Source organism: Aeromonas sp. CA23 (genome assembly GCF_002587065.1).
Classification (GTDB): domain Bacteria; phylum Pseudomonadota; class Gammaproteobacteria; order Enterobacterales; family Aeromonadaceae; genus Aeromonas; species Aeromonas bestiarum.
This window is the reverse complement of record NZ_CP023818.1, coordinates 4413184-4425734: the sequence shown is the minus strand read 5'-3', so window position 1 is coordinate 4425734 and position 12551 is coordinate 4413184. Positions and strand designations below refer to the sequence as shown.

Below are 12551 nucleotides of genomic sequence, written 5' to 3'. Positions count from 1 at the left end.
TATCGGTGGCAGGTGTCCGATCCAGGGGATCGGACGGTATGAGACAGATTTCAAACCGGGTAAGAACAAGACTCTGGCCAGCTGTGAGACAGACGGTGCTTGCCAGTCGTGCCCGGCGACCCAGGTTCACCGTCTCTCTACAATTTCGAAGGAAGAAGTCCATGCGCTCTATCTATTGCGGACAGGTCAATGAGGCCCATGCTGGGCAGACCATTACATTGTGCGGTTGGGTCCATCGTCGTCGCGACCTCGGCGGTCTGATCTTTATCGACATGCGTGACCGGGAAGGGATCGTGCAGGTGTTCTTCGATCCGGACAAGCCGGACGCCTTCGCCCTGGCCTCCGAACTGCGCGGCGAGTTCTGCATCCAGGTGACCGGTGTGGTGCGTACCCGTCCGGACTCCCAGCGCAACAGCGACATGGCCACTGGCGCCATCGAAGTGTTCGCCCACGAACTCAACATCATCAACCGTGCCGAGCCGCTGCCGCTGGACTTCAACCAGGTCAACAGCGAAGAGATCAGCCTCAAGTATCGCTACCTGGATCTGCGTCGCCCCGAGATGGCCAAGTACCTGAAGACCCGTGCCAAGGCCAGCGCCTTCGTACGCCGCTTCATGGACGAGCACGGCTTCCTCGACATCGAAACCCCCATGCTGACCAAGGCCACTCCGGAAGGTGCCCGTGACTATCTGGTGCCGAGCCGGGTGCACAAGGGCAAGTTCTACGCCCTGCCGCAATCTCCCCAGCTGTTCAAGCAGTTGCTGATGATGTCCGGCTTCGACCGTTACTACCAGATCGTCAAGTGCTTCCGTGACGAAGACCTGCGTGCCGACCGCCAGCCGGAATTCACCCAGATCGACGTGGAGACCTCCTTCATGACGGCGCCGCAAGTGCGTGAAATCATGGAAGAGATGATCCGCAAACTGTGGATGCACATCCTGAATGTGGATCTGGGCGACTTCCCGATCATGACCTTCGACGAGGCCATGCGCCGTTTCGGCTCCGACAAGCCGGATCTGCGTCTGCCGATGGAGCTGGTCGATGTGGCTGATCTGCTGACCGCCGTCGAGTTCGCCGTGTTCGCCGGCCCCGCCAACGATCCGAAAGGCCGCGTGGCAGCCCTGAAAGTCCCGGGCGGCGCCGAGCTGTCCCGCAAGCAAATCGACGAGTACACCAAGTTTGTCGGCATCTACGGTGCCAAGGGCCTGGCCTGGATGAAGGTCAACGACGCCGCCAACGGCCTCGAAGGCGTACAGTCTCCGGTGGCCAAGTTCCTGTCTGACGAGATAGTGCGCGAGATCCTGGCCCGTACCGGCGCTGCCGACGGCGACATCATCTTCTTCGGCGCCGACAGCAAGAAAGTGGTGGCCGATGCCATCGGTGCCCTGCGTCTGAAAGTGGGCCGCGATCTGGGTCTGGTAGAAAACTGCTGGAAGCCGCTGTGGGTCATCGACTTCCCCATGTTCGAGGAAGACAGCGAAGGCGGCCTGGCGGCCATGCACCACCCCTTCACAGCGCCGAGCAACCTGGGCCCGAGCGAGCTGAAAGCCAACCCGCTCAGCGCCTATGCCAACGCCTACGACATGGTCATCAACGGCTACGAAGTGGGTGGCGGTTCTGTGCGTATCCACAACAGCGAGATGCAGGCCACCGTCTTCGACATCCTCGGCATCACCCCGGCCGAGCAGCGCCTCAAGTTCGGCTTCCTGCTGGATGCGCTGAAATACGGTACCCCGCCGCACGCCGGTCTGGCCTTCGGCCTGGATCGCCTCAGCATGCTGCTGACCGGTACCGACAACATCCGGGACGTGATTGCCTTCCCGAAAACCACGGCGGCCGCCTGTCTGATGACAGACGCCCCCAGCTTTGCCAACCAGGCGCAGATGAGCGAACTGGCGATTGCGACGACCGTCAAGGGTGATGAATAAGCCGGCATCCGGCACAGTCCCGGCCGCGCCCGGCGCGGCCTACCCGGTCACTTTGTGTTATTGAAATCTAAAAAATATAACGGAGAGTCTCTATGGCAGGTCACAGTAAGTGGGCCAACATCAAACACCGCAAGGCAGCTCAGGATGCCAAGCGCGGCAAGATCTTCACCAAGCTGATCCGTGAAATCACCACCTCGGCTCGTATCGGTGATCCGGATCCCGCCAACAACCCACGCCTGCGTGCGGCGGTGGCGGCTGCCCTGACCGGCAACATGACCCGCGACACCATCAACCGCGCCATCGCACGTGGGGCCGGTGGTGGCGACGGCGAGCAGCTCGAGACCATAGTCTACGAAGGCTACGGCCCGGCTGGCTCCGCCGTCATGGTGGAGTGCCTGACCGACAACCGCAACCGTACCGTGGCGGAAGTGCGTCACGCCTTCAGCAAGTGCGGCGGCAACCTGGGCACCGACGGCTCGGTCGCCTACCTGTTCAGCAAGAAAGGTCTGCTGACCTTCGTCGGTGTCGATGAAGATGCCCTGATGGATGCGGCCCTGGAAGCGGGCGCCGATGACGTGGTGACCGAGGAAGATGGTTCCATCGAGGTGTACACCACCCCGAACGACTTCGGTACCGTGCTGGATGCGCTGGAAGCCGCCGGCTTCAAGGCCGAGAGCGCCGAAGTGACCATGATCCCTTCCACCGAAGCCGAGCTGGATGCGGAAACCGCCCCCAAGCTGATGCGCCTCATCGACATGCTGGAAGATCTGGACGACGTGCAGGAGGTGTACCACAACGGCTCCATCTCCGACGAAGTCGCCGCGACCCTGTAATCCGGTCCGTGAACACTCAGGTGGCGACGCTCTGTTCGCCCCCGCTAAAACGGCAGCCTCGGCTGCCGTTTTTCTTATGATGAGCTGGCACCTGAAGATCGTGCCGACCATGGCATTGCCTGCCTTAATTTTCCCTTAAGTTTGGCGACTTAAGCTGCCTGCCGTGTCCGGGCGCCCAGCCCCTTGCCGCGCTTGCCCTCAGGAAGAGGTGCGCGGCAAGCGAGCACTCACAACGGGTGCCCCCATGCAGGGGCCCCAGTCCTGCCTGGTTTGTCGGAGTATCGTTATGCGCATCACCATGGGAGTGATGAAGGTGAATCTGTTGCTGGTGCTGCTGTTTGCACTGGTGTTCAACTGGCCCATCTTCCTGCACTTTTACCACATTCTCACCCAGCTGGAGCACGTCAAGGCGGGCTTTGCCCTCTCTATCCCCTTGGTGCTGCTGGCCGCGCTCAATGCGGTGTTTCTGCCCTTTACCTTCCGCTATCTGCTCAAGCCCTTCTTCGTGCTGCTGATCCTGATGGGCTCTGTGGTCAGCTACGCCATGCTCAAGTACGGCGTCATCTTCGACGTGAGCATGGTGCAGAACATAGTCGAGACCAACAGCGGGGAGGCAACGGCCTACCTCAATGGCTCGGTCGCGCTCTGGTTCCTGCTGACCGGCGTGCTGCCGGCGCTGGCCTTGCTGTGGGTGAAAATAGCCTATCCCAGCCCCTGGTATAAGGGACTGGGGTTGCGCCTTGGCTCCATCGCCCTGTCGCTGCTGTTTCTGGTGGGGGTGGCCGCACTCTATTACCAGGATTACGCCTCGGTCGGGCGCAACAACAAGTCCCTCGGCAAGGAGATAGTGCCCGCCAACTATGTGCACGGTCTCTATCGCTATGCCACGGATATACTGTTTGCTACCCCCATCCCGTACCAGCCGCTGGGGACGGATGCCAAAGTGGTGGGGCAGGGCGGCAAGCCGACCCTGATGTTCCTGGTGGTGGGGGAGACGGCCCGCAGCCAGAACTACTCCCTCAACGGCTACGGGAAGCAGACCAACAGCTTCACCGAGCAGGAGGCGGGCATGGTCTCGTTTCGCAACGTGCGCTCCTGCGGCACAGCCACGGCTGTCTCCGTGCCCTGCATGTTCTCCAATCTCACGCGCCGGGAATATGACGACACCCTGGCCCAGTCGCGGGATGGCATGCTGGATGTGCTGCAACACGCCGGCATCTCCGTGCTGTGGAAGGAGAACGACGGTGGCTGCAAGGGGGTGTGCAAGAACGTGCCAACCATAGACATAGAGGCCAAGGCGTTCCCGCAGTATTGCCAGAGAGGCTCCTGCTACGACGAGGTGATGCTGGAGGGGCTGGATCAGCAGATAGCGCAGATGAAGGGCAACAAGCTGGTGGCTTTTCACCTGATGGGCAGCCACGGCCCGACCTACTATCGGCGTTACCCCGCCTCCGAGCGATTCTTCGTGCCGGACTGCCCGCGCAGCGACATCGAAAACTGCACCAATGAAGAGCTGGTCAACAGCTATGACAACACCATACGTTACACCGACAAGGTGGTGGCACGGCTGATCGACAAGCTCAAGACGCTGCAGAACGACTACAACGTGGGGCTGGTCTATCTCTCCGATCACGGCGAGTCCCTCGGTGCCATGGGGCTCTACCTGCACGGCACCCCCTACAAGTTCGCGCCGGACGATCAGACCCGGGTGCCGCTGCTGACCTGGCTCTCCCCCCAGTTGCAGGCGGATCGGCGGCTGAACATGGATTGCCTGCAGCAGGAGGCGGCCAGCCAGCGCTTCTCCCACGACAACCTGTTCCACTCAATGCTGGGGATCATGGATGTGCAGACCCGCGTCTATGATGGCGCGTTGGATCTGTTCAAACCGTGCCGGGCGGGCTAACCCGGCGAACAGCACACAATAAAAAAACGGCAGCCACTGGCTGCCGTTTTTTTATCTCGTAAGGCCAGCGCCTTACTTCTGCTCCATGATGATCTGCAACAGATCACCCTCCAGCAGGGCCCGCTTCACCAGGGCGAAGCCGCCTATGGTGGGCTGGTTCTGGAAGCGCGCCTTCACTATGGGCAGGCCACGGTGGAAGCTCGGCAGTGACTGGTGTTCGACACAGCGGCGGATGGCCGGGAACAGTATCTCTTCGGCGGCGGTGATTTCACCGGCGATCAGTACCTTCTGCGGGTTGAACAGGTTGACCGTGATGGCCACCGCCCGTCCCAGATGCTCACCCACGTTCTCAATCACGCTGCGGGCCAGTTCATCACCGGCCATGGCGGCCTTGCACACCTCCTGGATGGTGATGTGCTTCTCCTGCAGCGAGCTCAGGTGGCCGCGGCTGATGAGCTCCTTCACCTTGTCGACGATGGCCTCGTTGGAGGCGATGGTCTCCAGACAGCCAAAGTTGCCGCAGTGGCAGCGCTTGCCGAGCGGTTCGACCTGGATGTGGCCGATCTCGCCGACGTTGCGGTTCTGACCGAGGAATACCTTGCCCTTGGTGATGATGCCGGAGCCGGCCCCCTGGTGCACGCTCACCAGGATGGAGTCCATGCAGTCGCGGGATTCACCGAAGAAGTGCTCGGCCAGCGCCAGGGAGCGGGTGTCGTTGCCCACGTAGCAGGGCAGGTTGAAGTGGTTCTCCAGCAGCTTGGCCAGCGCCAGATTGCGGATCTGGTACTTGGGGGTATAGATGACCATGCCCGATTCCGGATTGACCAGACCCGGCATGGTCAGCGCTATGCTGATCAGGTTGCGGCTGCGCTCCTGCTGGGCGTCGATGAAGGCACCAATTTCGCGCAGCAGCATGTCGACCACGGGCTGCTGGTCGATCTCGGTCACCTGGGTGATGTGCTGATCGAGCTCCTTGCCGTCGAGATCGTACAGGCTCAGCTGCAGATAGCCGCGGCCGAGCTTGGCGGACACAAACTGAAAGCGATGCTTGATGGTGGTCAGGGAGATGGCGCGCCGCCCGCCGGTAGAAGCTTGCGGTGAGGTCTCCTTGATCAGGCCATGTTCGATCAGTTGCCGGGTTATTTTGGTCACGCTGGCCGGGGCCAGCTGACTCAACTCGGCAATTTTGACCCGCGAGATGGGGCCTTGCAGGTCGATGAGCCGATATACGGCCGCACTGTTGACCTGCTTGATAAGATCTACGTTTGCTATTTGTCCGCCAGTCATAGTGTCACTGTGTTGTGTAGTGTCCGTTAACCACGGTCCCGCAGACCGTGAAGGCCTGATCAAAGACAGTCAGGTTGGCTATTTTTCCGACCTGGATACTACCGAGACGTGAGTCCCATCCAATGGCGCGAGCGGGATATAGGGTGGCCATTCTCAGTGCTTCATCGAGCGGTAATCCGACCTGTTTGACCAGATTCTCCACCCCTTCAATCATGGTGAGGGCAGAACCGCCGAGTGTACCATTCTCGTCGACGCACTGACCATCGCGGAAATAGACGGTTGCGCCACAAAAATCAAACTTCTCAAAGCCTTCCGGCGCCCCGGCTGCGGCGGTGGCGTCGGTGACCAGCACCAGCCGATCCCCCAGCATCTTGTGGGCCAGCCGCACATTGGCCCAGTGCACGTGATGCCCATCGACGATGACGCCGGCATAGACATCCTTGCGATCGTAGATGGCGCCCACCACGCCCGGCTCGCGGCCGTTCACGGTCGGGGTCATGGCGTTGTAGAGGTGGGTGGCAAAGCGGATGCCGTTGTCAAAGCCGGCCATGGCCTGATCGTAGTTGGCGGCGGTATGGCCGGCAGAGACCAGGATGCCCGCTTCCACCAGCTGGCGGATGTGCTCCGGCTTGTTGCGCTCCGGCGCCAGGGTGATCTTGGCGATGGCGTCGCTGTTGGCACAGAAGAAGTCGATCATCTCGTCGGCGGGCTGGCGGATCTGCTCGGCCGGGTGAATGCCCTTGCGCTTGAGGTTGGTGTAGGGCCCCTCCAGATGCACGCCCAGCACCTCGTTGGGGTGGGCGGCCATGTAATCGCGGGTCACGGCGACGGCCTGCTTCATGTCCGCATCCGGGCTGGTGATCAGGGTCGGCAGGAAGCTGGTGGTCCCGGATTTCAGGTTGGCGGCCTGCATGGTCGCCAGGGTCTGGGTGGTGATGTGGCCGTTGAACATGACGCCGCCGCAGCCGTTGAGCTGCACGTCGATGAAGCCGGCGCAGAGGTTGGCGCCGTGCAGATCATGTTGTTCGATACCGGCGGGCAGTTCGGCCCGGCGGGAGATGGCGACAATCTTGTCGCCCTCGATCACCACCCCGTAACCGGTCAGCACACAGCTGCCGGTGTAGAGGGTGCAGTTGGTCAATGCGTACATGGTGGCTCCTTACAGACGGCCGATGTTGGCGGCTTCCAGCTGCTGGAAGTAACGCACCGTCTTGACCTTGAGCTCCATGGTGGAGGGCTCGTCGCACACCATCATTCCCTTCGGATGCAGTTGCAGGGTGGAGATGGTCCACATGTGGTTGACGCTGCCTTCCACTGCGGCTTGCAGGGCCTGGGCCTTGCCGTGGCCGGTCACCAGGATCATGATCTCTTCGGCGTCCATCAGGGTGCCGACACCCACGGTCAGCGCCAGCTTGGGCACCTGCTCCATGTCGCCGCCGAAGAAGCGGGAGTTGGCGATGCGGGTGTCTTCGGTCAGGGTCTTGACCCGGGTACGGGAGGAGAGGGAAGAGGCCGGTTCGTTGAACGCTATGTGGCCGTCATTGCCGACGCCGCCCATGAAGAGGTTGATCTTGCCGTAGGACTTGATCTTCTCCTCGTAGCGCTTGCACTCGGCCACCAGATCCGGGGCGTTGCCGTTGAGGATGTTGATGTTCTCGGGGCGGATGTCGATGTGACAGAAGAAGTTGTTGTGCATGAAGCTGTGGTAGCTCTCGGGGTGATCTTCCGGCAGGCCGACGTATTCGTCCATGTTGAAGCTGACCACGTGCTCGAAGCTCACCTCGCCCGCTTTATGCAGCTCGATCAGGCGCTTGTAGGTGTTGAGCGGGGTGCCACCGGTGGGCAGGCCCAGTACGAAGGGGCGATCAGCAGTGGGTTTGAACGCATTGATACGGTCAACGATGTAACGGGCAGACCACAGGCCCACTTGGCTGGCAGATTTCAACGGGATCAGGCGCATTGTAGATACCTCTGTACGGGTTGCTGCCGGGGTGTCGGCGGCAAATAGGCTGAGACGGATTCAAGTTGTTTTATAGCGTAAATAAAGATTGCGAACTAAGCCACATGTATCCGCTACCTTTATCTCGTTTGGGTGATAATGATCACGAATATACGTTTATTAATTTGCGCAGCGAAATAAAAGCCCTAGACTGCCAAACAAGCCTTGATGGCTTATGCGTCAAACGTGATAAGCACTTAATTTCTAGAAAAACATTAACTAAGGAGAGGAACCGTGAACATTCTCGGTTATTTGCAAAAGATCGGCCGTGCCCTGATGGTGCCGGTAGCGGTATTGCCTGCCGCCGCGATCCTGATGGGGGTTGGCTACTGGATTGATCCGAACGGTTGGGGTGGTGACAGCGCGCTGGCTGCCTTCCTGATCAAGGCGGGTGCCGCCATTATCGACAAGATGGCCATACTGTTTGCTGTAGGTGTCGCTTATGGCATGTCCAAGGATAAAGACGGTTCCGCCGCGCTGGCCGGTCTGGTCGGCTACCTGGTGGTGACCACACTGCTGAGCCCGGGCGCCGTGTCGCAAATCCAGCAGATCCCGCTGGATCAAGTGCCTGCCGCATTCGGCAAGATTGAGAACCAGTTCATCGGTATCTTGACCGGTGTGATCGCCGCCGAGCTCTACAACCGCTTCAGCAGCGTCGAACTGCACAAGGCGCTGGCCTTCTTCTCTGGCCGTCGTCTGGTGCCGATCGTGACCTCAGTGGTGATGATAGTCGTCGCCTTCATCCTGATGGCCGTCTGGCCGGTCATTTACGGTGGTCTGGTGAGTTTTGGTGAATCCATCGTCAACCTGGGCTCTACCGGTGCCGGTATCTACGCCTTCTTCAACCGCCTGCTGATCCCCGTCGGTCTGCACCACGCCCTGAACTCAGTGTTCTGGTTCGACGTGGCCGGCATCAACGACATCCCGAACTTCCTGGGTGGCCAATCCTCCATCGACGCCGGTAAAGCGGTTGTGGGTGTCACTGGTATGTACCAGGCTGGCTTCTTCCCCATCATGATGTTCGGTCTGCCGGGCGCCGCGCTGGCCATCTATCACTCCGCCAAGAAAGAGAACAAGGACAAGGTTGCATCCATCATGATCGCCGCCGCCTTCGCCGCCTTCTTCACCGGTGTGACCGAGCCGCTCGAATTCTCCTTCATGTTCGTGGCACCCGTGCTCTACGTCATCCACGCCCTGCTGACCGGTCTGTCCGTGTTCATCGCCGCCAGCATGCAGTGGATTGCCGGTTTCGGCTTCAGTGCCGGTCTGGTGGATATGGTGCTCTCCAGCCGCAACCCGCTGGCGACTCACTGGTACATGCTGCTGGCACAGGGTCTGGTGTTCTTCGGCCTCTACTACGTCATATTCCGTGCCGTCATCGTCAAGTTCAACCTGAAAACCCCGGGTCGTGAAGATGACGAAGCCGTACCGGTACAGGCTCAAACCACAGACCGCACCGAACTGGCTCGCCAGTATCTGGAAGTGCTGGGTGGTCAAGAGAACCTGGTCACCATAGATGCCTGCATCACCCGTCTGCGTCTGACCCTGAAAGACCGCAGCATAGTGGATGAGCGCAAGCTGAAAGCTCTGGGCGCGGCCGGTGTGGTCAAGCTCGGTGAACAGAACCTGCAGGTGATTCTGGGCCCCTTGGCCGAAATCATCGCCGGTGAGATGAAGGCCCTGCGTTAATCGGGCGCCAAGCTCGCCTCAAGTCTAAGTCCATTGTTGACATAACTAGGGCCCCGCCTCGGGGCCCAATATAAAAAAAGCCAAGAAATTCCAACCTTTACTTCAAATGAGAGCAGCAGTTATGAACTTGAAACATTCTCTGTTAGCCATTGCCATGTCTACCGTTTTCGTCAGCCAGGTACAGGCAGCCGATGCCGCCAAGCAAGCCGTGGTCGATTCCCTCGCCAGCAACCTCGTCGTCAAGTACGAAGTCGTCACCAACGACGGTGCCGGCGCCGGCCTCGATTGCCAGGCGCTGGGTTCCGAGTGGGCGAGCTGTGGCGTTGCCAAGCTGCACCTGACCAATACAGGTGCTGACGTGACTTCCAAGGACTGGAGCATCTATGTCTCCTCCATCCGTCGCATCCAGCGGGTCGACAACGACCAGTTCACCATCACCCATCTGACCGGCGACCTCTATCGTTTGACGCCAACCGAGCAGTTTAAGGGCTTTGCCAAGGATGCCACGGTCGAAGTGCCGTTGGTGGTGGAATACTGGGTACTGTTCGAATCTGACATCATGCCGAACTGGTATGTCGCCAGCGAAGGTGCCGAGCCGAAAGTACTGGCCAGCATGAGCAACATCGATGACGCCAGCACCTACGAGAAGCCGATGCCGGCCGATGGCTGGAAGCGCACCAAGGATGACAACAACATCCTGATGAACAGCGAAACCCGTTTCGCCGCCAACCTGACCAGCAGCCTGCTGCCGGCCAGCAAGATCGATGACCAGATACTGCCGACCCCGCTCAAGCAAGTCATCAAGGCGGGCCCGCAGGTTGACTTCTCCACCATCAAGCTCAATGCGCTGGACCTGCCGAGCGATCGCGCCGACGCCCTGAAGGCTCAACTGACCAAGCTGGGTGTTACCCTCTCCGACACCGGCTATCCAGTGACCGTCAAGCTCGGCAGCAAGCTCAAGCAGGCCGAAGGTTATGACATGACCGTAGGCCCGAAAGGCACTGTGATCCAGGGTCATGACATCGAAGGCGCCTTCTGGGGCGCGCAGTCCCTGATCTCCCTCTTGGGGGTCAACGACAAGCTGGTCAGCCAGATGAGCGTCGAGGATGCGCCGCGCTTTGAATACCGCGGCATGCAGACCGACGTGGCCCGCCACTTCAGAAGCCCGGAAACCTTGCACAAGCTGATCGACCAGATGTCGGCCATGAAGCTCAACAAGTTGCACCTGGGACTGACCAACGATGAAGGCTGGCGTCTGGAGATCCCGGGGCTGCCGGAGCTGACCGACGTGGGCAGCCAGCGTTGTCATGATCTCTCCGAGACCAAGTGCCTGATGCCGCAGCTGGGTTCCGGCCCGACCAGCGACAACCAGGGCTCCGGTTTCTACAGCAAGTCCGACTACATCGACCTGGTGCGTTATGCCAAGGCCCGTGGCGTGACCGTGATCCCCGAGATCAACATGCCGGCCCACGCTCGTGCCGCCGTGGTCTCCATGGAGGCGCGCTACCAGCGTCTGATGGCCGAGGGCAAAGAAGCGGAAGCCAACCAGTTCCGTCTGACCGACCCGGCGGATACCTCCAACGTCACCTCGGTGCAGTTCTACGACAAGATGTCCTTCATCAACCCTTGCCAGCCGGGTGCTGCCACCTTCGTGAGCAAGGTGATGGATGAAGTGGCCCAGATGCACCAGGCCGCCGGCCAGCCGCTGACTGCCTGGCACTACGGTGGTGACGAGGCGAAGAACATCATGCAGGGCGGTGGCTATCAGGATCCGGCCGTCACCAAGAAAGAAGAGCTGGTCGCCTGGAAGGGCAACGTCGACTCCAGCAAGCAGGACAAGCCGTTCGGCAAGTCGCCGGTCTGCCAGAAGATGATCGACGATGGCAAGATCAAGGACGTGGCCGAGCTGCCTGTCTATTTCGCCAAGGAAGTGAGCGAGCTGGCCAAGAGCCGTGGCTTCTCCACCCTGCAGGCATGGGAAGATGGCCTCAAGTACGCCAATAGCGCCAAGGATTTTGCCACCGACAAGACAGTGGTCAACTTCTGGGAAACCCTCTACTGGGGTGGTTTCAACGAGGCGATGAAGTGGGTGCACAAGGGCTATGACGTCGTGCTCTCCAACCCGGACTACCTCTACTTCGACTTCCCGAACGAGGTACACCCGGCCGAGCGCGGCTACTACTGGGCAACCCGCGTCAACGACACCCGCAAGGTGTTCGCCTTCGCCCCGGAAAACCTGCCGCAGAACGCCGAGACTTCGGTTGACCGCGACGGCAACGCCTTCGTGGCCAAGGGTGACCAGGATCCGGTCAAGTTCCGCGGGATCTCCGGTCAGCAGTGGAGTGAAACCGTGCGTACCGATGCTCAATACGAGTACATGGTCTACCCGCGCATCTTCTCCATGGCCGAGCGTGCCTGGCACAAGGGTGGCTTCGAGCTGAACTATGTGAAGGGTCGCGAGTTCTCCGGTGAGACCAAGCATGTCAACAAGGCCACCCTGAACAAGGAGTGGAACCAGTTCGCCAACCTGCTGGGTCAGCGCATCCTGCCGAAACTGGATGTCCAGGGCGTCGAGTATCGTCTCTCGGTGCCGGGCGCCAAGGTCATCGACGGCAAGCTGGAAGCGAACGTGGATCTGCCGGGCCTGCCCATCCAGTACAGCCTGGACGGCAAGAGCTGGAGTGCCTACGACGCCGCGGCCAAGCCGAGCGTGACCGGCAAGGTCTACCTGCGTACCACCAGCTTCGATGGCAAGCGCACCAGCCGCGTCACCGAGCTGAACTGATAGCAGTCAACCGTTAACGCAAGGTGGGTCGCAAGACCCGCCTTTCCCAAGCCCGATAACGTATCGGCCTTGGGAAAGGTTGACTGTGCGTGTGAGCCTTTGTTGTGTGTGTGTATTGTCTGTTTTT

The 12551-nt window shown here is 60.3% G+C and carries 8 protein-coding genes; 5 read left to right on the top strand and 3 right to left on the bottom strand.

Going from position 1 to position 12551, the window contains the following annotated elements; translation table 11 throughout:
• Positions 1 to 161: 161 nt before the first annotated feature.
• From aspS to CK910_RS20355, 3 genes are all read left to right on the top strand, one after another.
• A complete protein-coding gene (gene aspS, locus CK910_RS20365; RefSeq protein WP_098984509.1) occupies positions 162 to 1928 on the top strand; it encodes an aspartate--tRNA ligase in 1767 nt (588 codons plus the stop codon).
• Positions 1929 to 2020: 92 nt separating this feature from the next.
• On the top strand, positions 2021 to 2761 hold the full coding sequence (locus CK910_RS20360) for a YebC/PmpR family DNA-binding transcriptional regulator (RefSeq protein ID WP_043557237.1): 741 nt from the start codon (positions 2021 to 2023) through the stop codon (positions 2759 to 2761).
• Positions 2762 to 3047: 286 nt separating this feature from the next.
• Entirely contained in the window at positions 3048 to 4664 is a 1617-nt protein-coding gene (locus tag CK910_RS20355) for a phosphoethanolamine transferase (protein ID WP_098984508.1), read from the top strand.
• Between the two features lie 72 nt (positions 4665 to 4736).
• Here CK910_RS20355 and nagC read toward each other — a convergent pair whose 3' ends face one another.
• The 3 genes from nagC to nagB are packed head-to-tail and all read right to left on the bottom strand — an operon-like array spanning position 4737 to position 7911.
• Positions 4737 to 5951 carry a DNA-binding transcriptional regulator NagC gene (gene nagC / locus CK910_RS20350; protein WP_042872493.1) on the bottom strand — a complete coding sequence of 405 codons (1215 nt, stop codon included), beginning with the start codon at positions 5949 to 5951 and terminating at the stop codon, positions 4737 to 4739.
• A 4-nt stretch (positions 5952 to 5955) separates the two neighbouring features.
• Positions 5956 to 7101, bottom strand: coding sequence for an N-acetylglucosamine-6-phosphate deacetylase (gene nagA / locus CK910_RS20345; protein WP_098984506.1), 1146 nt, complete (start codon positions 7099 to 7101; stop codon positions 5956 to 5958).
• A gap of 9 nt (positions 7102 to 7110) precedes the next feature.
• Entirely contained in the window at positions 7111 to 7911 is an 801-nt protein-coding gene (gene nagB, locus CK910_RS20340; protein ID WP_042872490.1) for a glucosamine-6-phosphate deaminase, read from the bottom strand.
• Between the two features lie 273 nt (positions 7912 to 8184).
• Here nagB and nagE point away from each other — a divergent pair, with 273 nt between their 5' ends.
• Positions 8185 to 9639, top strand: coding sequence for an N-acetylglucosamine-specific PTS transporter subunit IIBC (gene nagE / locus CK910_RS20335; protein ID WP_042872488.1), 1455 nt, complete (start codon positions 8185 to 8187; stop codon positions 9637 to 9639).
• 121 nt (positions 9640 to 9760) lie between these two features.
• The gene (locus CK910_RS20330) at positions 9761 to 12424 is read left to right on the top strand and encodes a beta-N-acetylhexosaminidase (protein ID WP_098984505.1); all 2664 of its coding nucleotides are present in this window, start codon (positions 9761 to 9763) and stop codon (positions 12422 to 12424) included.
• The last annotated feature ends 127 nt before the right edge of the window (positions 12425 to 12551 follow it).